Here is a 25,428-nt window from a genome sequence, read left to right as displayed (position 1 = left end):
CAGAGGGATGACGCTAAAACTGTCTGCGCGCAACTTATCGATGCGGTTTAAAGATCGAGTTCTGTTTTACATTCCTGAAATTAAAATAGGACCAAACGAAGCGGTTTACCTGAAAGGTGATAATGGGGTTGGAAAAACCACCCTGTTGAAAATCTTTGCTGGCTTGGTGGAACCAACGGATGGTGAGATTGATTTCCCCTCACCTTCCTGGTTCAAACGTGCCCTTGGTATTCGTACCCGTCGAGACATCATTTACCTGCACCAGTCACCCTATCTATTTGATGGTACGGTGTATCAAAACGTTGCGTATGGCGTAAAATACGGTGGAGAATGCAAGCTGGAGAAGCGTAATCGGGTCATTACGGCGCTAAGAATGGTTGGGTTAGAAACTTTGGCTGAAGAACATGTGTCTTTGCTCTCCGGCGGTGAAAAACAAAGAGTCGCCATGGCAAGAGCGTGGATTCTTAACCCGTCTATTCTGTTAATGGATGAACCAAGTGCCAGTCTGGATCAAGAATCGATTGATCGATTGGTGGTAATGTCAAAAGACTTATTAAGCCGTGGCGCGAGTCTGGTGATCACCAGTCATCAAAGTAATGCACTGACTCAGCTCTGCCAAAAACAGTGGTGTATAGAAAATAAATCACTGTCAGAAAAACCATTATTACAACTCATACAAGAGAAGCACTATGCAATTTCCAACGCAAATTAGTTGGGTCATTTTAGCTGGCGGAAAAGCAACACGAATGGGTGGACAGGACAAAGGTCTGGTCACCCTTAACAACATTCCTTTGATTGAGCATGTTCACTCTATTCTGAGTGAACAAACAGACGATATCCTCATTAATGCGAACCGAAACCAATCACAATACGCCAAATACGCGAAGGTGATAAGTGACGATTTCGCAGACTTCCCCGGACCACTTGGTGGTATCCACGCTGGCCTCAAACACGCCAGCCGTGACTGGGTTGGTTTTGTGCCTTGCGACAGCCCGAATATTTCAAACGATCTGGTTTCACGATTTCAATCTGCAATTCAGGTCGATTCTGACATTTTAGTCGCACACGATGGCGGTCATTTACAGCCCGTTTTTACGCTTTTCCATAAGCGTGTTCTGCCTAAACTAGAAGCATTCCTTGAGCGAGGCGACAGAAAGATCGTTCTGCTTTATGACGAGTGTGTGACCCACCGAGTGGATTTCAGCGATGTAGCAGAAAGCTTCATTAACCTGAACACACCAGAAGAATTACAAGAGTTTGGCACCCTATTATGAACGTAAAACAAGTGAACAACCTGCCTGTACTGGGCTTTGCTGCTTATAGCGGAACCGGAAAGACCACCCTTCTTGAGTCTCTGTTGCCTAAGCTTACGGAGAAAGGTATCCGAATTGGTGTACTGAAACACGCCCACCATAATTTCGATGTCGACAAGCCGGGGAAAGACAGCTACCGCCTGAGAAAGGCGGGCGCAAGCCAGATGTTAATTAGTTCACGTTATCGTCATGCCCTGATGACAGAAACTCCCGATTCAGAAGCCAATTTTGAGTATTTGCTTTCGCGTTTTGACCACAATGAACTGGACTTGATTCTGGTCGAAGGCTGCAAAAACATCGCCTTCCCTAAAATCGAGCTAAACCGAGAAGAAGTTGGAAAGCCTTGGCTGCATCCGAATGATGACAATATCATCGCGATTGCGAGCGACAGAAAAGTCGAATCGCCTCTTCCTCAAATAGACATCAATGATCTGGATGCCATTGCCGATTTTGTCATCCAGTTTTCACAAGACAGCTTCGCTACGTCGAAGCCAGCTTCAACCGAAGCCTGTTGCGATACGCTTTCTCCGGTATTTCTTTCGGTAGAACAAGGGAGAGAGGCGATACTCAGCGCCATTACTCCTCTAAGCGACACCAACGAGACATATTTGAAGAATGCTTATGGGCATGTTCTGGCTTCGGATGTGCATTCTCCGATTAATGTGCCTGCTTACACCAATTCTGCTATGGATGGTTACGCAATCAGAAGTGATGACATAGGGCGAGCTGAATTTCAGATCGTTGCCGAAGTCATGGCAGGAAATGCATTCAATAGCAATCTTGAAGTCGGGCAAGCGGTAAAAATCATGACGGGTGCACCTACCCCAAGTAACGCTGATACGGTTGTCATGCGAGAGCAGGCAACAGAAGATGGTGACATTGTCACATTTGGTAATTCATCCATAAAGGCTGGTCAAAACGTTCGCCAAGCGGGAGAAGACCTTGCAGAGAATCAAACCGTATTTCAGCAAGGCAAGCGCATTGAGTCAGCTGAAATGGGCATGTTAGCTTCCTTAGGTATTGATACTTGCCACACATTTCGCACGGTCAAAGTGGCACTCTTCTCAACGGGAGATGAGGTTCAGGCTCCCGGGGAACCGCTAAAAGATAGCTGCATCTATGATTCGAATCGATTCACCCTATTGGGAATGCTTGAGCGACTGGGTTGCGAGGTGATTGATTTAGGTATTTTGGAAGATGATCAGGCGAGTATCACTCAAGCCCTCAAAGACGCGTGCGTTGATGCCGATGTCATTATTACTTCTGGTGGTGTATCGGTTGGGGATGCAGACTTCATCAAAAATGCGCTAGAAGAACTGGGCAGCATTGATTTCTGGCGCATCAGTATGAGACCGGGTCGCCCACTGGCTTTTGGAAAGATAGAAGACAAGCCATTCTTCGGGTTACCTGGCAATCCGGTAGCCGTGATGGTGTCTTTCATTAACTTTGTTGAGCCTGCACTTCGTAAACTTCAGGGTGAGACAGGTTGGAACCCATTGAAAATCAAAGCAATCGCCATTGAGAACTTACGTTCTCGTCAGGGAAGAACGGAATTTAGCCGTGGAATTTACAATGTAAACTCAAGTGGGCTACTGGAAGTTAAAACAACAGGAAAACAGGGTTCAGGCATATTACGTTCCATGAGCGAAGCGAACTGTCTTATCGAAATTTCACCTGAAATCGACACTGTGAAAACGGGTGAAAGCGTCACCATCATTCCGCTTCAGGGCAGAATATAATTGGCAACGTTCTGCTGTCTTGGTAGAGTGAGCCCAAATTTTCCAGATGAGTTTAAACAATGGCGCGTACCATTATTTACACATATAAAAAGCAAGAGAAAACCCTACTCTTCTCTTACGAAAAATTTCGTAGCATTCATGAAGCGGTAGCCGATGCTGAAGGCATTGATATTTCAGACTATTTAAAGATGGAACAGCAAGTTGAAGCCGTTTCTGATACCAAAGCCGTACGTGACTTTCGAGACAATCATTTCAAGAAACTGGGTTTTGGAAAGATAACCCTAGCCCAGAAAGAAAACCTAGGTGTTGGTAAGAAGAAATCTTAAAAATCCTTGTAAAAAAGAGCCGCGAAATATCGCGGCTCTTTTAGTTTTGGGTTTTAAGACCCTAAAATTATTTGATATTCAGGAATGCTGCACCACGAACACCGCCTGAATCGCCGTATTTGGCTTTCACAATTTTCGGTGCTTTGGCAATTGAAAGAAGGTATTTAGGCACACGTTTCGGCATTTCTTCGTAAATCAGGTCGAAATTAGACAGTCCGCCACCTAGTACCACTACATTCGGATCAAACGAGGTAAACAGGTTACCCAGGCAAATTGCCAGAAGCTCCATAAACCTTTCAACGTGCTCTACCGCTTTCTCTTCGCCTTCGGCATGCAATTTGATAAGTTCAACCGCTTTGATACGTTCACCATAGTAGTGCTCGTACAGCAGTTCAAAGCCACGACCCGAAAGGTAGCTGTCCAGAGAGCCTTTCTTACCACTTCCGCAATCAAACAAAGGAGCGTTATCTCCTAGATGGAACCATGCATCAATAGGTAGACGTGTATGCCCTATTTCGCCAGCAACGCTGTTGAGACCAGAATGGGTTTTACCTTCAAAGACAAAACCGCCACCAAAACCTGTACCCAGGATAAGACCCATAACGACCGGTTCATCTTTTAAGTCTTCGTCCATCGCTTCAGACAGTACAAAACAGTTCGCGTCGTTTTCGATTTTTACGCTTCGACCAATTTTTGCCTCCAAATCACTGCGCAGCGGTCTGCCTTTTGCGGCTGGGACGTTGACAGTCAATACCGTGCCGTCGTCCGCGTTTTCCATACCCGGAATACCAATGCCGATAGTACCTTGAGTGCCAAATTCGGCGTCGTATTTCGCGACCAAACCCGCGATTGTTTCAACCAGCTTTTCGTAATCGTCACCGGGAGTCGGAACGCGCTCAGTTGCCTGACGCTCCAACTTGTCATTAAACGCCCCAAATTCAATCTTGGTGCCACCGACATCAAAGCCGTAGTACATGTTTCTCTCCTGAATACGTATAAATGGTGTAATTTAACTACCCATGCATTATCCACAAACCGCGCGCACAGTCCGTGATATAGCACCAATTAATGTTGTCAGTAAGTTTAACTGGCGACTCTGTGCTCAATGTTTGCGGTGCATTCGAGGTATTTGGTTAGCATAGGTTTACTGAGGTCTGGTTTTATTCTTGTTTTGCTGAGTAAGTAGCTTTCTTTGAACACATCAAACCACAAAGACAAGGTTTCAGACGCTTGCTTTTCGTTAAATAACGCCAACACCATACTCGCCACCTCAGCAGTAGCCAGGTGAGTTTCATTATCTGATTTTCTCATCATGTAACTTGAAACGGTTTCTGGACGAATAGACAACACAGGTAATCTGGACAGGTATTCTGATTTTCTGAACATCTTTCTTGCTTCGCGCCAACTTCCATCAAGAAAGATCAAAAGAGGCGTTTTGTCCGAATGAAAATGGCGAACGGACGGGTCTTCTATATCAATAAGACGCGACTTTTCATCAACATAGTCTTCCGGGAAGACGACGACGGGCTGATATTGGTCGTCTTCAAGCAATCGAATCAAAGCTTCATCAGGTTCTGTGCGTGTCCATTGAAAGGCGTAAGTTTCTTCAACGGTGTCTGCTATCAGCCGACCCGTATTACTGGGTTTCAGAATCTCGTTATCCGACATGATGATCAAAGCCGCGACTTTGGTGGCAACTTTGGGTTGGTGTTCGCAAATACAATGTAAGGTAGCGACCTGACAGTATTGGCAACGTACAACTTTTGCACCACGGGCATTAAAAGGCTTTGTGGCTTTCGCAAGACGTTGCTGAAAAAGAGAGTGAACTTGATGGATGCGCATGAAAACGGACGAATTGAAATTTTGGACAATTATATATGCTGCTTGCCTCTTTGTGCAGAGCTCACAGATAAATTAATCAGTATGCGCGTATACTGAAGCAACACGCTAATTAAACAGGCGTATCAAAAGGACGTATAAATGGAAGATCCAGCAATCATTCGATTAAGCTTTTTTATTGGCGGGCTACTGCTATTTGCCTGTTGGGAGTATTACGCTCCACGTAAAAGTTTAACTCAAAGCAAATGGACTCGCTGGACGAACAACCTGGGGTTGGTGGGGCTGAATAGTATTTGTCTGGCGATCATTATGCCCATCGTTGCTTTCGATAGCGCCCTGCAGGCACAACACTTTGGAATTGGCTTGTTTCATTACTTTGCCCTTCCCTGGTGGTTGAATGTTCTGTTGTCCGTTATTTTGCTGGACTTCGCCATCTACGTTCAGCACGTTCTGTTTCACAGGCTTCCGTTTTTGTGGCGCTTGCACAGAATGCATCATGCCGATCAGGATATAGACGTCACCACAGGAAGTCGTTTCCATCCTATCGAAATCATCCTGTCGATGTGGATTAAAATATTGCTTGTATTGGCGCTCGGTGTATCCCCAATTGCGATAGTGGTGTTTGAGATTATTCTTAACGTCAGCGCAATGTTCAATCACAGCAACGGAAAGCTGCCTTTAAAACTGGATAGCTGGTTGCGAACCTGGTTGGTCACACCAGACATGCACAGGGTTCATCACTCTGTGGTCGTCAAAGAAACGCATTCAAATTTTGGCTTCTTTTTATCTATCTGGGATCGATGGTTTGGAACCTACCGCGATCAGCCAGTCAAGGGGCATCACGATGTAGAAATTGGGCTTCCTTTATTCAGAAAACCCAAAGAGCAACATTTATGGAAGATGCTTACTCAGCCATTTAGACAAAACTGATATAAATCTCGAAGCTAAGAAGTCTTACTCCCTCCATAAGCGCTAATATTTAAATTCTAGAGTTTGGGTGGGCGTTTTTATGAGAGTGAGTTTCGTTGTAGCTTTGACGATTGCAGCATTAACGTTGATGAACCAGGGATTAGCTAATGCTGACCTAAAGACAAAAAAAGAGGAGTTGGATACCCTTTTGTCCAAAGCCAGCGAGGACAAAAAGATTTCATCACAAGAATATTTGATGCTGGAGCAAGCATATCAAAGCACCATTCGCGATTATCCCGATTCATATATTGGCTATGATGGTCTGTCGACGCTTGCGCTATTTAGAGAAGATTGTGTTCAAGCGATAGAATATTCAAAACAAGCTCTCCGCATTCAACCTAATATCCTCTCCTATTTTACGTTGTTAAATTGCTACAACTCTCAACAAGATTACCTAAAAGCGGTTTCCGCTGCTGATTCGGCTTATTCACTTAATTCAAATATCGCTAACAACACGCGCTACCTCATTGCCAGTTCTCACGCCTATACAGGTATTGGCAAATATGATGTATCTAAAAACCTTCTCGCAATGGCGTTAAAGGTGAACCCAGAGATAAAGAAGAATGAATCATTTCTCCAGGCGGGAAGGCGTCTGTCGGAGGCGGTACATCAATCACAAAATGTGAGCTACAAAGTAAGTGCCAAAGAACAGCTGTTGTCTAGAATGGCAAGTTCGTGTGAAGAGGAAGTTCATGCCAGTGTAGATAAAGCAATTGAAGTAAAAGGCTTTTCCTATCAGTCGAATAAAGACAACGGGCTTTGGCGAGAAGCCATTTTTGAAAAGCAATTTAAGTTCGTTGAACTTTGCGTGGGCAATGATTCTCGCTCATCAGAGGATTTAGCTGCAGGATGCTGGAGAATATCAAGCCAAAGCAAAGATGTTGGCGTTTGCAGCTCTCAAATTAACAAAAAGTACTCTAGCTGGGAGGGATACAAAGATTTCTATCAAACTCGTTGTCTTACCGTGTCAGAAACAAATTCTCCAAGTGCTAAGTATGGTTTTTGGGCTGATGAGGTTCCTATCTTAGATATGGGAGGACACGGAAAGATCACACGGCATACTCAGCTAATCAAAGATGGCGTAGGCAACATATTGAGTAGGGATATTCGATTTCTCTTTTACAAACCCAATAAAATGACCGGGAGACTTTCGAATAACCGCTGTGCTGGGAGCGGAGGAAGTTGGGACTGGCATTCATTACTGTTTGAACAACTTGTCCCAACCACTGATTGAGTTCACTCAATCATTAAGCAAGTTCGTATTTGTGGAGCATTGCCTGTTGATGTCCGGCAATGTCTGCCACCTGTTCTGCGCTTTCTATCATGGACTCGAGTTGAAATTTGGTGTTTTCACCTAGCTCTGAAATAGACTGAATGTTGTTGTTTACGTCTGTCGTCGAGCGCTCCTGCTGCTCAGTCGCGACCGAGATTTGTTCAACACGTTGCTTTATTGCTTCTACTGAAGCTTCAATTTTTGCGAAGGTCTCTTTCACATCTATGCTGGATTGCATTGCCTGGGACATTTCTTTTCGGCTATCCGTTACGCTTTGCTTAGCTGTTGCTGCGGCACTGTGAAGTGCTTCCATCATTTCGCGGATGTTAGTGGTCTGGCTGCTGGTGTCGCTGGCCAGTTTTCTTACTTCATCGGCGACGACTGCAAACCCTCTGCCCTGCTCTCCTGCCCGAGCGGCTTCAATGGCAGCGTTTAATGCGAGTAAATTGGTGTTTTCAGCAATTCCACTTATCAAGTCAACCAACTCGCTAATCTCACGGACTTTTCCGTCCAGCTCCACCATAGATTTTTCATTGGTGGTCAACGTGGTATCCAGTTTTGCTAGGCGACTGGAATTCTGCTCAATGACTGATGAACCTCGAACTGATTCCGCTGCTGCGTTTCTTGATTCATCGTTCGACTCCGATGCGACTTTGGCAATTTCGCGAATGGCGCTTTGCAACTCAAATACAGTAGAAACCATTTCGTTTAAAGAGTGGTTTTGATTTTCCAGACTTGATTTCGTTTCTTCTGCTGCGGAGTGACTAATCTCTGCTGTCTTATACAGGGTTTCACAGTTCTCTGTTACGGTTTTGAGAGAGTCGCCCGTCGAGTCGACAACTTTATTGAGTTGGGAAGCAACAACGCGCATTTCAGAAGGACCCACTGCAGAGACAGAATGTGCAAACTTGTGCTCGGTCAGCATTTGAAGCGCGCCTGTTATGTTGCGAACCCCTTTGTTAATCCAACGCCTCAGCAATACACCGGTGACCAAGATGATGACTACCAAAGCTGCGCCAACCGCGAGTAAAATGACTCGAACCTGATCTATAGTCCGCTCTACTTCGTTCTCACTTTTCGTAATCAGTGTATGAGCGGTAGAGGATATATTGCTCAGCATTTCAATCGTTTCATCGGCGCTGACTGTGGCATCTCGTACGAGTTGTTTTTGCTTCTCTACTTTCTCAAGTTTGGTCAGAATCAACTGTAGAACACCCCCCTCCTGAAAGCCTTCTTTTACCATTTCGTAGGGTGCCGTTAAGCTTGCAAATTCGTTGATGTCTGGGTACCACTCAGCAAAATCGTCGTAAGCCAGGTTTATTCCAGCTATACGGTTTCGCATTTCTTTGTATTCGCTGGTCGCTTTTTCAATATCTTCTGCCATCATCATGACCAGAAAAGTACTTTCCATCGAACTGGCACTGGCGATAAACCGGTTCGCCGCGTCTGATGCCTCGGGGTTTTCCTGTACCAGGAAAGAAGCAACCCGATTCATTTCAGGTCCAATTGAGCTCAGTCCATAGCGAAAAGACGGAATCATTTCATCGAGTTCCGCTTGCGTTTTAAACACCGCTTTTTGATTTTCCAATACTTGCACAGAACCTTTTCTTAAGGATTCGACAGATTCAATCAGTCGCTCTTTCTGCTGATTGGAAACCACACCGCCAAACGCATCGGATAGCCGGAACAGGGAGTCGATCTTAGACTGCCCCTGTGCCGAGAGCGTATTCAAAACTGTCATCGTATCTTGCAGTTCTGCCTCAGTTTCGCTTTGAATACCTTGATTTAAGCGCTTAACCTGAGTCAATATCCCTTGAGTTAACTCTGCATTATTCATTGCAAGAGGAAGTGCCTGATTAGAAAGGTGATTGAATTCCGAGCCTACTGTGTCTATCCCTCGCTGGCTGATCACTGAAAGTGACACTACCATTAGCGTGATAATAGCAAACACGGCAACGATGGCATGGATGAGTGAAAGAGAGAAACGGGTCTTGCTGGTTCTACTCATTGAGCGGTCCTAAAAACTTGTCCACATTGGTCTTGATGTGAAAGAGTCTATGGTGCGCTCGTGACAGCTATATTTCAGTAAAGGAAAAACTAAGAATTAAAACTTATATGAATTTTCAAAGGATTATATCGATAAAAGCCATATTTGTGACCCTATTACTTGTAGGGTGTTCGCAAAGTGTCCCGTATAGCTCGTCACCACCTTTTGAGCTAAACAGTGAAAACCACACAGTTACTCAACAGGCTTTGTCTAAGGTTTATACCCGATGGGAAGGTGTGCCCTATCGATTTGGTGGAAATGACCGCTACGGTCTGGATTGCAGTGCGTTTACCAAGATTGCGTTTAGCGAGGCATTCTCCAAAACATTGCCACGCACAACCGAAAGTCAGAGCCAGCTTGGTACTAAAATCCGTTATCGGGACGCACAACCCGGTGATCTCGTGTTTTTTAAAACAGGATTCAAACAACGTCATGTCGGGGTTTACATGGGAAATAACGCGTTTATGCACGCATCCACCTCGAAAGGCGTCATCATATCGCGCTTAGATAACCCTTATTGGGCTGACGCTTTCTGGCACTTCAGACGAGTCCATTGAGTCTATACCCAAGTAACCTCATGATGCTAGGTTCAGCGAGATTTAACTGGCTTTCAGGCAAGGCATCGATTTGTAGATCTAGTGGTTCTAAATCAAGAATCGATAACGCAGTATGAAAGCCAGTTAAACTCGCCCTTGGGAGCCCATACTCTGTTCCATTTCATCGTCAAAGAACTTGGAAAGGACTCGTCATTCCGCTGCGTTCTTTTCCTTGAATTGAAACAGAATATGAGGCTCTGAATCCTGCAACTTGAGGTCACTTGGGTATATAGGCTACAGAATAGAAAAAGGCTGGTGATTCACCAGCCTTTTTCACGTTTGAACCGACCATTTGCTTTAGTCGTATTGAGCAACCGCGCTGTCGAACAGGTTTTTAAGTAGCGAGATATACTCGTCTAAGAATGCGATTTGCTCATTTGTCGCTTTCTTGCTCCACGCACCTGCTAACACTTCCCCTAAATCTTCAGCAACGGAGTCTGCTTCTTTCAGCAGTTTAAAACGTACGCTTGAATGCAGTTCGGGGTTCTGTTCGAAAATGGCCATGATATTGGTTGCGATAAGATCGGTGACGACATCTTCGATACTTTCTTCTCCAGTATCGCCGTCGACTTGGGCAAAAATGTCAAGGTTCATTGTCAGGTGCTCAATCAGAGCAAGGTAGCCATCTGTTTCTACAACCACTTTATAATCTCCACCGAGTTTGGTGTTTTATTGTTTCTACCTAAATTTTAAGACATATCTGACCAATTTGATATATCCAAAAGGTCAGTTGCTTAATAAATAACTCATTTTGAGCTGTAAAGTAGAAAGAACGGGCTTTTAAGTTAATACGTAAGCGGGCAAGTTTTCGCTTACTCAGTCATGAATTGTAGATTGGTTTCGACCATTTTGTTTTGAGCTGTATAACGCTTTATCTGCAAATTCCAACCAAGCTAGGTAGGTTTCCATTTCAGGGCGGAACTCACTAATTCCTAGGCTAATAGTAAAGCTTATATCTCCCTGCTCGGTAGAAACGGCAGTTTCTTCGATACGCTGCCTGAGCCTTTCGGAAAAGTAGTGTGCTTGTTCTGAATTGGTATTGGGGAGCAATACGGTGAATTCTTCGCCGCCGTATCGACCGCAACAATCTGCTTGTCTGGCGGTTTTTTTCAGAAGATGTGCCGTTTGGCGTATAACGCCGTCTCCTGAACTGTGACCATAGGTGTCATTGACCTTTTTAAAATGGTCGATATCAAAGATCACCAGAGACGCTGGCGTATTGAGTGTCTGGCACTGGATAAACTGATCGCTAAGGCACTGTTCCCAATGCGCACGATTGTACAAACCCGTTAAGCCGTCGGTTCTGCTCAGGTGGCTGAGTTTTTGGTTGGTTTCTCTAAGGTGGAGTTTCTTCTTAGCAATGTCTGACACATCGTGAATCATTAGACAGACATGAGTCACTTCGCCGGTCAGTGCTCTTAGTGGCGTAATCACTACGTTTTGGTACATCACTGCCAAACCATTTGATACCGGGGAAAAGTTATTAAACTCGAACAGATAAGGTCTGTCTTCCCAGCTTGAAAAGCCTCTCATCTTTAATTTGATCGAGGCTTCAATTTTGGCTTTTAACCATTCGCTTGGAAGCTGAGGAAACAAATCAAACAGGTTGTGCCCCATGATGATGTCTGCAGTAATGCCGCTGTATGACTGCATGAAACTGTTCCAGGTGCAGACTTTGTAATTGGTGTCGAGTACCACTAACCCGGCGTCCATGTTATCCATCACCTGTAATGCCCAGTGAAATTCGGATATGTCCAGAGTCAGGTCTGACATTACATCGTCTCCAGTATTCGTTTTATCTTACCGACCGATCGAGAATCGATAAGGAACAGCACTTCACATTCAAAATGAATGGACTCAGCAAAGTAAGTGTATTCGACGGTAAAGAGCTCCCCTACACCGCCGACATTAAGGGAATTGATTTCTTGGTGAAAGTGGTCGATGACCGCTGGCTGGCGGAGCGCAAACTGGGTGCACATCTGTTCCCCAAGGGACACTAAGTAAGAAGCCACCAGCAAGTTGGCAATATTGATAACCACTTCGTTATATGACGACTCTTGAACCTTGTAGCCCAGGCTCTGCCCCATTTCTTCTATTTGGGTGCCTCGCATACAAACCAGAGCTTCGCCGTGAATACCGCCACCTACAAAACGCTGAGCGACGGCCACAGAGCCTTCACGGTGCAAAACGTCTTCAAGCGTCATCGCCAACTCGCCTGGGCTGAGCAGACCGACGTTTGGTATTGGTATATGAATGAACTCGCCCAAGTGGTCAGAGATGATGGCAGCCCCGCGCCCCAATGCGATATTGGTCAACTCTTTAAACTGAGTAATAGGATCCAGCTTTGGAAGTGGTGTGGATGAAGAAGACTGGCAAAAGGTTAAGCCGATACTGGGAAAAAGCGGTCTCGCGGTTTCCGGATTCAGAGGCTTTTCAATGAATTCGTAAGCCCCAAGTTCTTTACATCGCTTTTTGGCGGCTTGCTGCACGTCGCCGGAAACGACGATCACTTTAGTCGGGTAATCACTGACGGGCATTGCGGATAGGACTTCGTACCCGTCTAGTACAGGCATAGTGAGATCCAGAAACATAACGTCGATGTTCTGCACTTTGAGTATGTCTAGTGCTTCCTGACCATCCCCAGCGAACAGAATCTTCTGATGCTCGGAATCAGCAATACAACGCGCTACTGACTTACGAGCCAGTGCTGAATCGTCACAAATTAGTACTTTCATAGAAAACGCTTGGGATTACTTTCCTGAATCAACATCACACTATAATGGTTACACTTTACAAAACTATGCTTTAGTTTAGTTTTTGTTTCCAAAATCGGATTTGCTTCACATCTGATCCTGAAAAGAAGATCTCGATCAGATCATTTGATCTTTGTGTTATTTACGAGTCAGTTAGGCATATGTGGCATATTTAACAGTAACCACAAAAAGTATTGGGCTAATATTGGGGTGTAGAATCCAACCGACGGCAGGAATGGGATATGTGGCAATCTATTTCTCAGCAACTCTCTGAAGTATTGGTATTTGAATACAAGATTAAAGAAAAAGTTCGGATTAGCGGTGGTGATATCAGCCAAAGCTATATGATCAGTGATGGCGAACAGCGGTATTTCGTCAAAACGAATGATCGTTCCTTTCTGCCGCGTTTCGAGCTTGAAGCTGAGGGGTTACAGTCTCTTACCCAAACTGATTCGCTATTTTTACCCGAGGTGGTTCACGTTGGGCATTGTAAGGATCATGCCTTTCTGATCCTCAATTACATACCCTGCAAACCTTTAGAAGGCGCAAAAGCTAGCTATCGCTTCGGTCTTCAGTTAGCAAAACATCATAACTGGGGTGACCAGAAAGAATTTGGCTTCGATAGCGACAACTACATCGGAGCCACACTCCAGCCGAATTCCTGGCACAAAAACTGGGCGCGTTTTTTTTCAGAGCAGCGTATTGGTTGGCAGCTTCAACTAATGAAAGAAAAAGGCGTGGAGTTTGGCAATTCAGACCTGATTGTTTCAGCGGTCTATGACCGACTTTCGCACCACCACCCTCGCCCTTCACTCCTACATGGTGATTTGTGGAGTGGCAACGTTGCGAATACCCCAGTAGGGCCTATGGTGTACGATCCGGCGCCGTATTGGGGAGACGCCGAGTGTGATATAGCAATGACAGAGCTTTTTGGCGGGTTTATGATCGACTTTTATCAAGGCTATGAAAGTTTGAGACCGCTTTCTGAAAGCTACTCATCTCGGCGAGACGTCTACAATCTTTATCACATTCTGAATCACTGTAATTTGTTTGGTGGTCACTATCTGGATGACGCGCAAACTATCGTAGATAGCTTACTGTCTGAAATTTCGTAGCCACATTAGCTCAAATTATTGGATGGATTAAATCCATCCAATTACATAATTAATATTTCAAAATATTACGTATCTGATTTTATATAAATAAGGCAATAATCAGCCTGTTTCTACGCTGACTTCACATCTTTCTTTTCTTCTTTCATTGGCTCAGATGCATTTTTCTGACCGTCAACACGTGATCTAGGTCGTTTTTCTCTGAAATTTTGCACTTATTCATGTTTCATACTTAATTCAATTCGAATAGTAAGACGAAGAGCTAGTATGAATAAGAATTCAACAGGGGATTCTAATTGATGTAAGGACCGATGTTATGAAAGCTTACACAGAAAAGAGCGTAAAGTGCCCTCACTGCGGATATACAATACGTATTACCTTGGATTCATCAAATGGCAGCCAGGAATTCTACGATGACTGCCCTGCTTGTTGCCATGCGATTCACTTGAATATGCTGGTGGACGAACAGCATGATAAGGTACAGCTATTCATTGACGCTGATGACGAACAAATATTCTGAATTGAGCCTTGAATTTGCCTTTTCCATAGTCAATAACATTGATATAAAAATAAAGAGCACCTTACTAAAGGTGCTCTTCTTTTGTTTATATAATCAAATAGTTAGTTTAGACGTTGCGATTTTTTAACACGCGCTCTACTGTATCGACAATTGCTTGTGTTTGTGGGTCAAACTCTATATTGACAGGCTCACCGATTTTGCGATTTCCGAACAGAGTCCTTGTTAAAGTTTCTGGAATCAGATGAACACAAAATTGATTATCCTCAACCGAACCTATCGTCAGAGAACAACCGTCTATCCCGATGTAACCTTTTTCCAAAACATATCGCATATGGTCGTTTTCAAGTTCAAACCAGATGGTTTTGTTGTTCTCACTTTCTTCGATTTTCGAAATAGTAGCCGTAGTGGAAATGTGACCAGACATTGAATGCCCGCCGATTTCGTCGCCAAACTTTGCAGCTCGTTCAACGTTAACGTAATCACCAACATCGCAGCCGCCCAAATTGGTTAACTTAAGTGTTGCCTGCATGAGATCGAAGGAAATACGATTCCCATCGATATGTGTAACCGTTAAACAGCAACCATTGTGCGCAACCGATGCGCCAATTTTAAGGTCTGAACCTAGCTCTCCTTCCAGCTCTAGAACGTGAGTTTGAAATTCCTGTTTTCTCTCTATCGATACAATCTTCGCTGTACCCTGCACAATTCCGGTAAACATTCTTGTCCTATCAATATATGTATCAAAGTTATTGGTATCTTACGATCAAAGCAGTATCATTCGCCACTCTAAGCTATGTTGGAGTTTTGTGTGCACCGCTATAAAAAAGAAGCTTCTCAATTAGTTAAGCTCGCTACCCCAGTACTCATTGCGTCTGTTGCTCAGACGGGAATGGGATTTGTCGACACCGTTATGGCAGGTGGTGTTAGCCCTACCGATATGGCAGCAGTTGCTATTGCTACCAGTGTTTGGCTGCCCTCTATTCTGTTTGGCATCGGCTTACTTATGGCATTAGTGCCCGTTGTCGCCCAGCTTAACGGTTCTAACCGTCAGGTAAAAATTCCTTTTGAAATTCATCAGGGCATCTTTATGTCCTTGCTACTTACTGTGCCTATCGTTGGCGTCCTTTTCCAGACACAGTTGATCCTGGACTGGATGGATGTAGAACACCTTATGGCAGAAAAAGCCAACGGCTACATGTTCGCTGTGATGTGGGCAGTCCCTGCTTTCTTACTGTTTCAGACTTTACGAAGCCTGACAGATGGTATGTCCCTGACCAAGCCCGCGATGGTGATTGGCTTTGTGGGATTACTTCTCAACATTCCGCTTAACTGGATTTTTGTGTACGGAAAGCTTGGCGCTCCTGCCCTTGGTGGTGTGGGCTGTGGCGTCGCAACGACCATCGTCTACTGGATTATGTTCCTGATGATGTTGTTCTACGTCGCGAAAGCCAAAAAGTTACAACACATTAAGTTGTTTGATGAGTTTCATGCGCCTCAATGGAAAGCACAAACACGACTATTTAAGCTCGGCGTACCTGTCGCAGCCGCGCTATTTTTTGAAGTAACGTTGTTTGCGGTTGTCGCGTTACTCATAGCGCCTTTAGGCCCAACGATCGTTGCTTCCCATCAGGTGGCGATCAACTTCTCTTCCCTTGTATTCATGCTTCCAATGAGTATCGGCGCAGCAGTAAGTATTCGTGTCGGTCATAAATTGGGGGAAAACAGTACTGAAGGCGCAAGAATCTCTTCGCATGTCGGCATTTTTGTTGGTCTGGCAACGGCGTGCATCACTGCTCTGCTTACCGTGCTATTCCGCGAACAGATTGCCCTGTTGTACACAGACAACAAGGAAGTGGTAGTCACCGCAAGTACTTTGTTAGTGTTTGCCGCGATTTATCAATGTACCGACTCAATTCAGGTGATTGCAGCTGGTGCGTTACGTGGATACAAAGACATGAAAGCCATCTTTAACCGTACTTTTATAGCGTATTGGATATTAGGTTTGCCCGTTGGTTACGTGCTAGGCATGACAGACTGGGTAGTCGCCCCAATGGGTGCGACTGGCTTCTGGATTGGCTTCATAGTGGGTTTGTCTTCCGCAGCCTTTATGCTTGGTATGAGGCTTCACTGGATGCACAAGCAGCCAGATGACACCCAGCTCGAATTCTCCGCGCGATAATGTCAGCGTAAACGTTCGATTTTTGTTATAGCCCGGTTTTCCGGGCTTTATTCTATTTGGTTGATACATTTCAGTCTCAGTGGCGTAGAATTAGAAAAAACAATGGAATGTAATGCGTTGCTACGAATCACTTTTTTCGCCTCTATCTTCTTTCTGACAGGATGCTCTGATCCTGTCACCAACATGTATCAAGACTATCTGGAACGAGTCGCACGTGTTCAGGATGCCCCTGAAATGGACGCCCCGGAAAAGCGATTTACTTCATTGCCAGATAAGAAAGTGCTTCAATTGACCATTCCACGTCTGTCACTTGGTCTGCTTGAATCGTATGAATTGCGTAATTGTGGTTTGTTTGAGTTGATTGCAGAGCGCAACTCATCTCTTGGAAAGGTTCAGGATGAGTTTCGTCAGCTGGATTACGAAACTCAATTTGTTTCCAAAGCCAGTGAATGCCTTTCGCACCCAGAAATTTCTGAAGAAGTGAAATCCAAACTTACTAAGGCATACCAACAGAAAGTCAGGCAGTACCCTCTTCATTTCCAACATGTGTTTACTCAGAGTAGTGCCTGGCGGGCTCAACTAACCGGGAAAGACTGGTTGCCTGAAGATTCGATGTCTTCGGTAACAGAAGTAAAGCTCGCTTTGGACCCGTTCATCAAGATATCTCAGTCCATTAGGGGACACGACACATCTGCATCGAATAGTGTTACACCGTCACAGGAGGCCATTGAAACAATCCCTGTAATTGGGAATCTTAAATACAGTCTGGATAACAGTACGCTTTGGCTCGAAACCCTGACAAGTCAGCTTAAAAAATACGACGGTAACATCCGATGTGGGGCAAACATCAACAGTACGCAGTTCAAATATCTTAGAAACGTTTTCCAGTCTCAATATATCGAGCAAGTGCAGCCTTATCTGGCACAGTTGGATTCCGCATACGTGAAAATTGGCGAGGACATTAACTTCTTATTAGAGGAAATAACCGAGCAGCATGGAACGTTTTTTAACATTGAACAGAGCCATAGAGAGTTTAAAATTGCGACTCTTGAACACGTTAAATACTGGCAAAACCTATTCGCCCGGTGTGGTGTAAAGCCCGGGCGTTAGAATCATCATAAACTCAGATGTGCTAACTCACAGCTTACTCTATTCTTTCCCTTACAAATCTCGCGAATCTGGGCTTTCCTGTCGACGTTTTACCATTAAAGCGATAAGTGATTCGAGCTCCCACTGGTAATGGGTCTTTCCTCATCGAATCTTTTAACCCACTGCCAATATAAAATTCCTTACCGTCAGCACATCTTACAAAGTAAGAACCAAGCATTCCGTGGTACTTACCCTCACCCGGTTTGTATCCGATGATTGTGGCTTCTGCATCCTGATACTTTTTAAGTTTGAGTAGGTCATCAGAACGACCTGGTCGATATCTTTGGTTCACTTTACGCAGCATCACACCCTCGCCGTAATTACCGTCAATGGTGTCGAGCATGTGCATTAGCTGAGAATGATTACCTGCAGGATGGTGTTCGACATAGCGAACATGATGTTGGTTGATCACCTGAACCCAGTTTTGAATGTCGTAATAGCGTTTGGCGTAATCACCAGCAGAATGTGGAAGGTCAAAAACCATGAACTGAATGTCCTGCCACGCACGATCAGATGGCGTTTTGTCCATCACAGTTTGTTGAACAACGTGAAATTTACCTCGACCAGCCCAAAGTTCACCCTCCATCATGACGGGAGGCAGGTTTTCAATAAACCAAACAGGAGCATGAATCTTTGTACCTTTGCGGCTGTAAAGTGTTTCACCATCCCAAACCACGCGTATTCCGTCGAGTTTCTCCGAAACCCAGTATTCATCAAGATTGACTTCCGATTTGTATTCGTTCGCCAGGAGCAGTGAGTGCTCGGTAGGTCGTTCTGCAATTGCTGACGTTCCGCTCAGCGCAGCGATAATCACGCACGCTAAAATCCTTTTCTTCATTCCTTTCCCTAGTCCTTTGGGTACGACATTAGATTGAATAATGTCATTTATATTTATCGGAATCCGAATCCCGGAGCGAATTATCAGTTGATCAAATGCGATCTATTCTCACCTATTTACTTAACTCTTTGAAATGATTACAACGCGATCAGACGGTTGTCACTTTTTCAATTTATCTGGTTAAAAGCCTCAAACATCCATTGTTTAGAAACTCAGAGACTAATTTGGTCGAATTTATAACCAAGGTGATCACAAAGACGCCAACCAGTTCAAAAACCTCAAATTTCCACTTGCACCCCTCGCCCGCAGTGGTTAATATCCTCCTCGTTCCAAGGGAATGCGTCCGTAGCTCAGTTGGTTAGAGCACCACCTTGACATGGTGGGGGTCGGTGATTCGAGTTCACTCGGACGCACCATTCCTTGTTGAATGAATATGTATTTTGGGTCCGTAGCTCAGTTGGTTAGAGTACTACCTTGACATGGTAGGGGTCGGCGATTCGAGTTCGCCCGGACCCACCAAATTACTGAAAAGCCTGCTTTTATAGCAGGCTTTTTTACGTTTAGAAGAAACCTCAACCTGCCTTCCGTCATTAATCTCATCATCTATGTATTGAATTAACATTCAAGCGAATGAATACTCGAAAAATAGTGACGCTGTCACTGTGGTAATTTCGTGGTAATTTTGTGGTAAAATACAGTAGTTAGATTTTCGCGATTTATTCAGAGTTATTAGAAGTTCGGAATTGAGGGCTTGATAGCTTTTAACTCGCTGCGATTGAGAACTCTTGAGGTGTCATAATTATGTCTACAAATTTTTTCACATCCACAGATTGTGTATAGTTGTCCGCTATCCAACTCAAATTCTAACTGCTAAAGATACGCAATGGATAAGTAAATAGTGACTGCAATATACCAATTGATGGAGCTTCCTGAAGACTTCAGAACTATTAGCCTCAACGTTATTTCCTTAGCGTCTATGCTAAATGGCGTTAACTTTAATGAATTGCGTAAACAGCCAGCATCAAATATCAGCTTGCAACCGTATTGGAGTGATAATGTATCGTGCTCCAGTAAAGAAGTGTTAGGTGATAACACTAGCATTCCGGACATCTTTGTCTGGCTTAGAACCTATCTCGTTTTAAGTTCAGAAGCGGCCAAAACTCTATCCCCCTATCTTGAATCGAAAGGAGAATTACTGCCAATTCGAGTGGATGAAGAACCAATGTACATATTTAACTGTCTGCAGTTTGGCAAAGAGGATTTGGAGTTGTGTGCCAAAAGATATCTCAATGGTATCGAGGATGGGTATGATACCTTGGCATTTGACCAGGATGATGTTTCCGAAAAACTGGTATTTAAATCCAGATTAGTGGGTCCAACTTTGTTTGTAACCGATGAGTTTAAGTCGATGTGCGAAAGTCATAAATTTAAGGGGCTGCGCTTTGAACCCAACCTATTGGCGGTGTTTTAAGACTTTATACCTTGAAGTAAGTCATATCTGAGCTTTTCGAGTTTCATACCTAAAGTTTTGAAAAGCAGTTTTAAGGGTTCATTATGACAACATTCAACCGAGTTTTCATTGTCACTGTTAACGCCAATGAGTTTGCCATTCTTCAGGAAAGTAACCTGGAAATGTCACTTCAGGCAACCACTCATAATTTTCCAGATTTGAATGGAGAGTCTTTAGCTTCTGACTGGCATTCTATTGATGTTGGTTGGCTAGAAGTTGACGGTGAACCCACGTTACCTAAGCCCGACATTGTCGCTTGGGGAGCCACTGCCCTCGCCGCCTCAGAAGAGACAATGAAAAAGTTTGATGGATTGAAAACATGCAGCGAGTTCTTGCCGTTAAATCTTAATGGGGAGCGCTGGTTAACATTGAACATCACTAAAACTATTGATGCCATTGATAAAGAAAAAACCGTCGTGAACCTTCGTAACGGTAAGCCAAGTCGCGTGCGTCCTTTCAAGAAGTTGGTCCTAGCCAAAGAGTCGATTTCGGACGGTGGGATTTTCAGAGTCCACGGAGCAGGCTTACGCACTTTTTGCACTGACCAGCCGGGCGGTTTTTTCGATATAGTGACCTCTAATAACTTATCTGGCGTTAACTTCACCGAAGTCGATTCTGAGTAAAACCTTACTTTGCTTGTTATCTTTTTAAACACATCCACAAAAAGTGACATTACTCACTTAAATGAATACTGTTTTTATATACAGTTTTATGTATAAGGAACAAATCCAAAAGCAAGAAATCCGTCTAGTTAGAATATCAAGCAAAGAAATCACGTAGATAGAACAGAGTCTCAGCTAAGTATTCATTTTTCTCAAAATCAGCACGCGTAACCTAAGCTTGCTCTTAGCCTTTAACTGCCTAACTTGATGTTTCGTATTGCATTACTTTTTTCTTTTGACCCGCACATGGACGTGACCATTGATCAAATCAAGGATGAGAGGTTTCGCTATGCGCTACATATCAAAGAGAATCAGAAATGTTGAACCCAACGATTTGGCATTAAAGGTTGGTGATCTGGTCGTGGTTGACTCTGGGGAATTCCCCCCTAGCGGAGAGTTTGGGTTGTACAAGGACAGTGACGGACGAGAATATCTGGGGTGGGAAACTCAGTATTCTCGCCCTGTTGGCAAACTCATCGGGATATTGAGATACCCGTATTGAGCAAGTGTTCCCAAAAAACTACTCAGTCTCAGTGCCATAGCCCTGAAGGGATGTTTCTAGGATCTCTTGGAAGCTTCTTAAGTGTATATATGTCTTTCAAATAGGCTTTCCGAAAATGTATTCTCCTCGCTCCCCATGCCGGCAATTCACTAAGAATAGAAACAAGCCCTTGAATTTCTGCTGACTCAAACCTGTACCCTTTCATCAGTAACTCTTCTAATACAGGGTATAGGTCTCTATAAATGTCGTTTGCATTAACTTTATTGTCTATTTGTCCTTTCATTTTCAGTAAAACTGACAATAAAGGCGAAGCCGGACTAAGCTGACTGAGAGTTTTGTTCACTGCGAATCACCTTCACGATGTAAATGTTTAGGAGTAATTGTAAAAAGAACAGCACTAGATAATCATTGGGCAACGTCTGATCACGATATAGATACATCGGATAGACATTCTCGAGGATTGTAAAAAGAATAAAGAGGACAGAGAAGTACGAAATGAACTTATCACTGAATATCTTCACTTTTTGATAAATTCCAACCAAAGCAATAATGGCTATGTAGGCAAGAAGAGGAGTGACAAAAGCAATGGCTTGTTCCACTGTATCACCGACAGTGCTATAAGCATTCATAAATGCTGAGCCACCAGCCAATATGGCAAGAAGTACGATAACTCTTATATTCAAGCTGCCTCCTGTTATAGCAATAGATACGTGCTCGTTGAGGCTAAATCGTAACATTAGGGAAGTATATATCTAGGCTAGTCTTTAAGACTTATGCAGCATTTCACATACAGGCAATTTCTTGCCTGAATTACTCACGAACCAAGTCGCCGCATTGCAGCTTAAAAAACAACATTCAACGCAAACCAAAACTGCCACACGTTGGCTATCGAGTTGAGGTTTTTGCTAACAATTACCACGACTGGAACACCAGACCTGGCAAACACATCTTATGCAGTTTTTCTGGAAGATTAATTACTAGAGCCTCCAGTTCTGAGTAAGGTATGAATTTGCCAAAAGAGCCACCATGTTTTGGGGACGGGTGCTCCACCCATAACTGCTCAGATTCTTCAAAACGTACTTGGAGAACCCTCTCATTCGAATCTATAAAGCCTATAAAATCGTCCGGTTCTCTTAATATCTGTAATGCAACGCTGACCGCAGTATATTTATCGATAACAATCGGGTTTGAACTCGGAATATGGTCGTCCGATGAATGACAGCTGTAGAATACTTTGGCTTCCATATTAACTTCATCCTAAATAGTGTTAACGCCATCTAAAACCGCAGACAACGAACAAACCAAGCCGCTGCATTACGCCTTAAACACTAAATTCACCGCAAACCCAAAATGCCACGCGTTGGCTGTCGACTTGAAGCGCTTGTATGGATTAATAACCCACCTCATGCTTAAACCTAGCTGCTTCTTGAGCATCAAGACCTATTCGTTGCGAATATTTGAACTCTTCACCATATATTGACTCGTATTCCAAGCTAATGGTCAACTCTGGGGATGAGATAAGCTTCAGAAACTCTATTGGGCAACTAGCATCCAGAGGACTTGTTGTAGGACCAATAATCTTTATCTCATACCCTGCCTTCAGCGATACACCCTCTTTAAACCAGCGTTCAACATAACATGAACTTTTTAGATCAAGGTGTGCGTAAATTGCTGGCCAATTATTAACTGTCATGTCAAATTCGTTGCCGTTCGCCTTAATATACACCTTTTTAATAAACGCTGGACCTACACCAGCGTTTGATATGAAAACCCCATTTTCGCCACCAATTCCAGGAACGCGAGGAGATGAAGTAATAAACGGTTTAACTGATAATCGATTGTGCTCTCTTGCAACAACACCTTGCCAAATTGAAACACAAACCGCAGTCAGGGCAATAACCACTGAAGATATACTCAGAATTCTGTCCGTTGTCATTGTGACCTCTATAATCTAACGCCTTAACAAGGTGCAGCTAACAGCCACGAAACCGAAGCAAAGCTAATGTAATCACTAAAATCAACCAAACCAAAAATGCCAAAGGTTAGCTGTTGCTCTTGAGAAATTTGTTAGTTTACAGAAGTTCACTATCTACATTGGATAATGATACCCGCTTCTCAGCTTCTTCTGTCATAGTGTCTAAACTATATGTGGAGCCTGAAAGGCTAAAGCGAGAAACTTTAAAGTGACCACTCTCCATCGGGATGGCAATCCCTAATTGCTTACTTTCTTTAGCAGTCTTCTCAATCTTGTCAAAGTTATCAAAAACCAACACATTCTGGTCACCGACCCTATCTCCACAAACAAGATTAAGATTTAGAGAGCCAGATTCAGCATTGATTAACACTGGATATTGATTACCTGTAGTACAAACAATATCAACGCCAATTAAGAATAAGCACTGCTGGTCTTTAAAATAACAATATTTCCCAAAAATATGATCGCTACTATTGATAGTTGCTGCGTAATAGTAGTCATCACCATCCGTATTAATAACCCAGTCTTTGTGAATGACCTCAGCGGCAAAGGTTGTTAGGCTCGACGTGATAGAAAGCAAAGTAAATAGCAGTTTTTTCATTCAGATGACCTTAGATTTGAATATTGTGTCCGTAGTATAATCAATACTCCTTTGTATCGTATAGGAGATTAATAAGTGTGCTGTAAGCTAACACCTTGCAAAGGTGCGGCTAACCACACGAAACCTAAGTAAAGCTACCGTAACCACTAAAGCCAACCGAACTAAAAATACCAAAGGTTAGCCGTCACTCTATAGCAATTTGTTTTGTACCATTCACCCGACTAGACTAAACATCAAATTTGCTAACGACTCTGTTTTTGCCTTTATAAAGGCGCTATTATCAAAAGCATAAGCTTTATGATTGTATATACCCATGCATTCAATCCAAGTTAGTTTTTCACCAAAGCGATCGATTACATGCGTACATTTTCCTCCGCGAGTCCTTGTCGCACAGAATATGATATTGCACTGCGACTCAATAGCCGACTCAATAGCGTTGAGGTTATCCTGTACTTGTTTGACTACATCTCCTTGAGTAGAAACCCCAACATACTTACCATTGATGAGGAAAATAGCTATACGATCATCCTCATCCTCATCAGCATCTTTTATTGGGATGGTTTTTTCAGCTTTCTTTGTCAGAATTTCTATAAGTGCATTCAAACACGATGTTTTACCAGCGTTTGAAGTTCCGCATAGCGCGTAAACACGCTCTAACGCCATGTTTACTCCTTGTAAATAACTAATGACATGACTCCCCTTCTCCTAGAATCTGCCACACTGATGTGGTACTGATTAACTCTGGAGGCACCATGTCTAATTGTTCTTAATTTGGCGGTATAGACTTGGCGAAAAATCACTTTAGCATCCACGTCGTTGACTCCAACGCGAAAATCATTCTCCGCAAATTCGATATCTGCCCTAAACTGCTGACTACTTAAGCAAATACCCACCTAAACGCATATAGTTAGTAGCGTGTGGCGGCGTGTATTCATGAACGAAATGACAAAACGAAGTGGATAGCTATGTTGTGTGAGAAGGATTGGCTGCTATCGCAGCCAAGAGAATGTTATTGCCTATTAACAGGCGGAAGGCTTATATGTATTACGGATACTTTTTCCACGCAAGGCATGTATTAGGTTTGCCGAAAATATCCCGACTTAGCCTGTGTCCTAAACATTTCAGTTTGTCATTTTCAAATTTACGCAGATATGTAGATAGCTGCTTGTGAACGTGCATAAATGGGTGCTCGCTGTCACTATAGGCAGCTAGGGCTTCTATATATTCCTTTTGGTTATTTTGAGCTATTTCTAATATTAATTCGTGCGAATTGAATTCAGAAGCCATAGCTTCAATAGCTACCGGAACTTGACTATAAAGCGTAGTGAAATCAAATTTTGCCATGAAACCTCCTTGTATTGATAAAGCCAAATTAAGCAGCCCAAAAAGGCTCAAATAGTGTTTCTGCAAACCATCATAGTCACATAACCCAATGCAAGCTAAAACTGCCTTGTATTTTTGGTCTGCTTGAATTTCTTGTTATGCCCACACACCTAACTCAAAGCGGCTTGACTGCCTCACCAAG

The 25,428-nt window shown here is 43.6% G+C and carries 28 protein-coding genes and 2 tRNA genes; 16 read left to right on the top strand and 14 right to left on the bottom strand.

Annotated elements, in window-relative coordinates; genetic code table 11:
* Positions 1-7 precede the first annotated feature (7 nt).
* Genes INR79_RS09245 through INR79_RS09230 form a run of 4 tightly spaced genes read left to right on the top strand, consistent with a single transcriptional unit; the run spans position 8 to position 3,378 of the window.
* Positions 8-712, top strand: a complete 705-nt coding sequence (locus INR79_RS09245; protein ID WP_022550676.1) for an energy-coupling factor ABC transporter ATP-binding protein — start codon at positions 8-10, stop codon at positions 710-712.
* The gene (gene mobA / locus INR79_RS09240) at positions 690-1,274 is read left to right on the top strand and encodes a molybdenum cofactor guanylyltransferase MobA (RefSeq protein ID WP_045964086.1); all 585 of its coding nucleotides are present in this window, start codon (positions 690-692) and stop codon (positions 1,272-1,274) included. Before INR79_RS09245 ends, mobA begins: the two co-directional genes overlap by 23 nt.
* Positions 1,271-3,052 (top strand): bifunctional molybdopterin-guanine dinucleotide biosynthesis adaptor protein MobB/molybdopterin molybdotransferase MoeA, encoded by a 1,782-nt coding sequence (locus INR79_RS09235; RefSeq protein WP_223093763.1) that lies wholly within the window; start codon positions 1,271-1,273, stop codon positions 3,050-3,052. Before mobA ends, INR79_RS09235 begins: the two co-directional genes overlap by 4 nt.
* 59 nt (positions 3,053-3,111) lie before the next feature.
* Positions 3,112-3,378 carry a DUF2960 domain-containing protein gene (locus INR79_RS09230; RefSeq protein ID WP_004400393.1) on the top strand — a complete coding sequence of 89 codons (267 nt, stop codon included), beginning with the start codon at positions 3,112-3,114 and terminating at the stop codon, positions 3,376-3,378.
* Between the two features lie 67 nt (positions 3,379-3,445).
* Here INR79_RS09230 and nagK read toward each other — a convergent pair whose 3' ends face one another.
* Positions 3,446-4,354 carry an N-acetylglucosamine kinase gene (nagK, locus tag INR79_RS09225; RefSeq protein ID WP_004400394.1) on the bottom strand — a complete coding sequence of 303 codons (909 nt, stop codon included), beginning with the start codon at positions 4,352-4,354 and terminating at the stop codon, positions 3,446-3,448.
* A gap of 107 nt (positions 4,355-4,461) precedes the next feature.
* A complete protein-coding gene (locus tag INR79_RS09220; protein ID WP_004400395.1) occupies positions 4,462-5,220 on the bottom strand; it encodes a tRNA-uridine aminocarboxypropyltransferase in 759 nt (252 codons plus the stop codon).
* A 138-nt stretch (positions 5,221-5,358) separates the two neighbouring features.
* On the opposite strand from INR79_RS09220, the gene INR79_RS09215 reads away from it, so the two are divergent.
* Together INR79_RS09215 and INR79_RS09210 are read left to right on the top strand one after the other, a co-directional pair.
* Positions 5,359-6,147: a sterol desaturase family protein gene (locus tag INR79_RS09215; RefSeq protein ID WP_223093761.1), complete on the top strand. Its 789-nt coding sequence runs from the start codon at positions 5,359-5,361 to the stop codon at positions 6,145-6,147.
* 79 nt (positions 6,148-6,226) lie between these two features.
* Complete coding sequence (locus INR79_RS09210; protein WP_223093759.1) at positions 6,227-7,420, top strand: tetratricopeptide repeat protein; 1,194 nt, start codon at positions 6,227-6,229, stop codon at positions 7,418-7,420.
* 13 nt (positions 7,421-7,433) lie between these two features.
* Here the strand turns inward: INR79_RS09210 and INR79_RS09205 are convergent, their stop codons facing one another.
* Positions 7,434-9,467, bottom strand: coding sequence for a methyl-accepting chemotaxis protein (locus INR79_RS09205; protein WP_223093757.1), 2,034 nt, complete (start codon positions 9,465-9,467; stop codon positions 7,434-7,436).
* Between the two features lie 107 nt (positions 9,468-9,574).
* On the opposite strand from INR79_RS09205, the gene INR79_RS09200 reads away from it, so the two are divergent.
* Positions 9,575-10,063: a C40 family peptidase gene (locus INR79_RS09200; RefSeq protein ID WP_410482877.1), complete on the top strand. Its 489-nt coding sequence runs from the start codon at positions 9,575-9,577 to the stop codon at positions 10,061-10,063.
* A 336-nt stretch (positions 10,064-10,399) separates the two neighbouring features.
* Here the strand turns inward: INR79_RS09200 and INR79_RS09195 are convergent, their stop codons facing one another.
* The 3 genes from INR79_RS09195 to INR79_RS09185 form a co-directional block, all read right to left on the bottom strand.
* Complete coding sequence (locus INR79_RS09195; RefSeq protein ID WP_004401229.1) at positions 10,400-10,744, bottom strand: DUF3802 family protein; 345 nt, start codon at positions 10,742-10,744, stop codon at positions 10,400-10,402.
* Between the two features lie 174 nt (positions 10,745-10,918).
* Positions 10,919-11,875, bottom strand: coding sequence for a diguanylate cyclase (locus INR79_RS09190; protein WP_223093755.1), 957 nt, complete (start codon positions 11,873-11,875; stop codon positions 10,919-10,921).
* The gene (locus INR79_RS09185) at positions 11,875-12,837 is read right to left on the bottom strand and encodes a response regulator (protein WP_004401227.1); all 963 of its coding nucleotides are present in this window, start codon (positions 12,835-12,837) and stop codon (positions 11,875-11,877) included. The genes INR79_RS09190 and INR79_RS09185 overlap by 1 nt, the downstream gene beginning before the upstream one ends.
* Positions 12,838-13,097: 260 nt before the next feature.
* Here INR79_RS09185 and INR79_RS09180 point away from each other — a divergent pair, with 260 nt between their 5' ends.
* Together INR79_RS09180 and INR79_RS09175 are read left to right on the top strand one after the other, a co-directional pair.
* Positions 13,098-13,970: a fructosamine kinase family protein gene (locus tag INR79_RS09180; protein WP_223093753.1), complete on the top strand. Its 873-nt coding sequence runs from the start codon at positions 13,098-13,100 to the stop codon at positions 13,968-13,970.
* A gap of 313 nt (positions 13,971-14,283) precedes the next feature.
* The gene (locus INR79_RS09175; RefSeq protein WP_004401225.1) at positions 14,284-14,487 is read left to right on the top strand and encodes a CPXCG motif-containing cysteine-rich protein; all 204 of its coding nucleotides are present in this window, start codon (positions 14,284-14,286) and stop codon (positions 14,485-14,487) included.
* 106 nt (positions 14,488-14,593) lie between these two features.
* On the opposite strand, the gene INR79_RS09170 is transcribed toward INR79_RS09175, so the two are convergent.
* Positions 14,594-15,205, bottom strand: a complete 612-nt coding sequence (locus tag INR79_RS09170; RefSeq protein WP_022593345.1) for a riboflavin synthase — start codon at positions 15,203-15,205, stop codon at positions 14,594-14,596.
* A gap of 90 nt (positions 15,206-15,295) precedes the next feature.
* Here INR79_RS09170 and INR79_RS09165 point away from each other — a divergent pair, with 90 nt between their 5' ends.
* The gene (locus tag INR79_RS09165) at positions 15,296-16,666 is read left to right on the top strand and encodes an MATE family efflux transporter (RefSeq protein WP_223093751.1); all 1,371 of its coding nucleotides are present in this window, start codon (positions 15,296-15,298) and stop codon (positions 16,664-16,666) included.
* A gap of 102 nt (positions 16,667-16,768) precedes the next feature.
* A complete protein-coding gene (locus tag INR79_RS09160; RefSeq protein WP_223093749.1) occupies positions 16,769-17,776 on the top strand; it encodes a DUF3080 domain-containing protein in 1,008 nt (335 codons plus the stop codon).
* 34 nt (positions 17,777-17,810) lie between these two features.
* On the opposite strand, the gene INR79_RS09155 is transcribed toward INR79_RS09160, so the two are convergent.
* Positions 17,811-18,653, bottom strand: a complete 843-nt coding sequence (locus INR79_RS09155; RefSeq protein ID WP_022611191.1) for a DNA ligase — start codon at positions 18,651-18,653, stop codon at positions 17,811-17,813.
* A gap of 339 nt (positions 18,654-18,992) precedes the next feature.
* Here INR79_RS09155 and INR79_RS09150 point away from each other — a divergent pair.
* The 5 genes from INR79_RS09150 (at position 18,993) to INR79_RS09130 (ending at position 21,327) form a co-directional block, all read left to right on the top strand.
* Positions 18,993-19,069, top strand: a tRNA-Val gene (locus INR79_RS09150).
* A gap of 26 nt (positions 19,070-19,095) precedes the next feature.
* Positions 19,096-19,172, top strand: a tRNA-Val gene (locus INR79_RS09145).
* Between the two features lie 379 nt (positions 19,173-19,551).
* Positions 19,552-20,124, top strand: coding sequence for a hypothetical protein (locus INR79_RS09140; RefSeq protein ID WP_022611193.1), 573 nt, complete (start codon positions 19,552-19,554; stop codon positions 20,122-20,124).
* Between the two features lie 83 nt (positions 20,125-20,207).
* Positions 20,208-20,786, top strand: coding sequence for an imm11 family protein (locus INR79_RS09135; RefSeq protein WP_223093747.1), 579 nt, complete (start codon positions 20,208-20,210; stop codon positions 20,784-20,786).
* 328 nt (positions 20,787-21,114) lie between these two features.
* Positions 21,115-21,327: a hypothetical protein gene (locus INR79_RS09130; protein ID WP_223093745.1), complete on the top strand. Its 213-nt coding sequence runs from the start codon at positions 21,115-21,117 to the stop codon at positions 21,325-21,327.
* Between the two features lie 317 nt (positions 21,328-21,644).
* Here the strand turns inward: INR79_RS09130 and INR79_RS09125 are convergent, their stop codons facing one another.
* The 6 genes from INR79_RS09125 to INR79_RS09100 all read right to left on the bottom strand — a co-directional run bounded on the left by INR79_RS09125 (position 21,645) and on the right by INR79_RS09100 (position 25,247).
* Complete coding sequence (locus tag INR79_RS09125; protein ID WP_223093743.1) at positions 21,645-22,010, bottom strand: hypothetical protein; 366 nt, start codon at positions 22,008-22,010, stop codon at positions 21,645-21,647.
* Between the two features lie 229 nt (positions 22,011-22,239).
* Positions 22,240-22,572 carry a hypothetical protein gene (locus INR79_RS09120; RefSeq protein WP_223093741.1) on the bottom strand — a complete coding sequence of 111 codons (333 nt, stop codon included), beginning with the start codon at positions 22,570-22,572 and terminating at the stop codon, positions 22,240-22,242.
* Between the two features lie 145 nt (positions 22,573-22,717).
* On the bottom strand, positions 22,718-23,263 hold the full coding sequence (locus INR79_RS09115) for a hypothetical protein (RefSeq protein WP_223093739.1): 546 nt from the start codon (positions 23,261-23,263) through the stop codon (positions 22,718-22,720).
* Positions 23,264-23,399: 136 nt separating this feature from the next.
* Positions 23,400-23,903 (bottom strand): hypothetical protein, encoded by a 504-nt coding sequence (locus INR79_RS09110; protein ID WP_223093737.1) that lies wholly within the window; start codon positions 23,901-23,903, stop codon positions 23,400-23,402.
* A 213-nt stretch (positions 23,904-24,116) separates the two neighbouring features.
* Positions 24,117-24,566 carry a hypothetical protein gene (locus tag INR79_RS09105; RefSeq protein ID WP_223093735.1) on the bottom strand — a complete coding sequence of 150 codons (450 nt, stop codon included), beginning with the start codon at positions 24,564-24,566 and terminating at the stop codon, positions 24,117-24,119.
* A 381-nt stretch (positions 24,567-24,947) separates the two neighbouring features.
* Entirely contained in the window at positions 24,948-25,247 is a 300-nt protein-coding gene (locus INR79_RS09100) for a hypothetical protein (RefSeq protein WP_223093734.1), read from the bottom strand.
* Positions 25,248-25,428 lie beyond the last annotated feature (181 nt).

Source organism: Vibrio sp. SCSIO 43132 (genome assembly GCF_019904195.1).
Taxonomy (GTDB): Bacteria; Pseudomonadota; Gammaproteobacteria; order Enterobacterales; family Vibrionaceae; genus Vibrio; species Vibrio nigripulchritudo.
Note: the sequence above shows the minus strand (reverse complement) of the source record. Positions and strands in the feature narration are given on the sequence as shown.

What these genes read in the sequence shown, in the direction of transcription:
- INR79_RS09220 (WP_004400395.1), bottom strand. Translation starts at nt 5,220, where the DNA reads ATGCGCATCCATCAAGTTCACTCTCTTTTTCAGCAACGTCTTGCGAAA.
- INR79_RS09170 (WP_022593345.1), bottom strand. Translation starts at nt 15,205, where the DNA reads ATGTTTACCGGAATTGTGCAGGGTACAGCGAAGATTGTATCGATAGAG.
- INR79_RS09130 (WP_223093745.1), top strand. Translation starts at nt 21,115, where the DNA reads ATGCGCTACATATCAAAGAGAATCAGAAATGTTGAACCCAACGATTTG.
- INR79_RS09205 (WP_223093757.1), bottom strand. Translation starts at nt 9,467, where the DNA reads ATGAGTAGAACCAGCAAGACCCGTTTCTCTCTTTCACTCATCCATGCC.
- mobA (WP_045964086.1), top strand. Translation starts at nt 690, where the DNA reads ATGCAATTTCCAACGCAAATTAGTTGGGTCATTTTAGCTGGCGGAAAA.
- INR79_RS09200 (WP_410482877.1), top strand. Translation starts at nt 9,575, where the DNA reads ATGAATTTTCAAAGGATTATATCGATAAAAGCCATATTTGTGACCCTA.
- INR79_RS09245 (WP_022550676.1), top strand. Translation starts at nt 8, where the DNA reads ATGACGCTAAAACTGTCTGCGCGCAACTTATCGATGCGGTTTAAAGAT.
- INR79_RS09215 (WP_223093761.1), top strand. Translation starts at nt 5,359, where the DNA reads ATGGAAGATCCAGCAATCATTCGATTAAGCTTTTTTATTGGCGGGCTA.
- nagK (WP_004400394.1), bottom strand. Translation starts at nt 4,354, where the DNA reads ATGTACTACGGCTTTGATGTCGGTGGCACCAAGATTGAATTTGGGGCG.
- INR79_RS09105 (WP_223093735.1), bottom strand. Translation starts at nt 24,566, where the DNA reads ATGGCGTTAGAGCGTGTTTACGCGCTATGCGGAACTTCAAACGCTGGT.
- INR79_RS09185 (WP_004401227.1), bottom strand. Translation starts at nt 12,837, where the DNA reads ATGAAAGTACTAATTTGTGACGATTCAGCACTGGCTCGTAAGTCAGTA.
- INR79_RS09160 (WP_223093749.1), top strand. Translation starts at nt 16,769, where the DNA reads ATGGAATGTAATGCGTTGCTACGAATCACTTTTTTCGCCTCTATCTTC.
- INR79_RS09230 (WP_004400393.1), top strand. Translation starts at nt 3,112, where the DNA reads ATGGCGCGTACCATTATTTACACATATAAAAAGCAAGAGAAAACCCTA.
- INR79_RS09115 (WP_223093739.1), bottom strand. Translation starts at nt 23,263, where the DNA reads ATGACAACGGACAGAATTCTGAGTATATCTTCAGTGGTTATTGCCCTG.
- INR79_RS09190 (WP_223093755.1), bottom strand. Translation starts at nt 11,875, where the DNA reads ATGTCAGACCTGACTCTGGACATATCCGAATTTCACTGGGCATTACAG.
- INR79_RS09120 (WP_223093741.1), bottom strand. Translation starts at nt 22,572, where the DNA reads ATGGAAGCCAAAGTATTCTACAGCTGTCATTCATCGGACGACCATATT.
- INR79_RS09100 (WP_223093734.1), bottom strand. Translation starts at nt 25,247, where the DNA reads ATGGCAAAATTTGATTTCACTACGCTTTATAGTCAAGTTCCGGTAGCT.
- INR79_RS09235 (WP_223093763.1), top strand. Translation starts at nt 1,271, where the DNA reads ATGAACGTAAAACAAGTGAACAACCTGCCTGTACTGGGCTTTGCTGCT.
- INR79_RS09175 (WP_004401225.1), top strand. Translation starts at nt 14,284, where the DNA reads ATGAAAGCTTACACAGAAAAGAGCGTAAAGTGCCCTCACTGCGGATAT.
- INR79_RS09155 (WP_022611191.1), bottom strand. Translation starts at nt 18,653, where the DNA reads ATGAAGAAAAGGATTTTAGCGTGCGTGATTATCGCTGCGCTGAGCGGA.
- INR79_RS09210 (WP_223093759.1), top strand. Translation starts at nt 6,227, where the DNA reads ATGAGAGTGAGTTTCGTTGTAGCTTTGACGATTGCAGCATTAACGTTG.
- INR79_RS09135 (WP_223093747.1), top strand. Translation starts at nt 20,208, where the DNA reads ATGACAACATTCAACCGAGTTTTCATTGTCACTGTTAACGCCAATGAG.
- INR79_RS09180 (WP_223093753.1), top strand. Translation starts at nt 13,098, where the DNA reads ATGTGGCAATCTATTTCTCAGCAACTCTCTGAAGTATTGGTATTTGAA.
- INR79_RS09110 (WP_223093737.1), bottom strand. Translation starts at nt 23,903, where the DNA reads ATGAAAAAACTGCTATTTACTTTGCTTTCTATCACGTCGAGCCTAACA.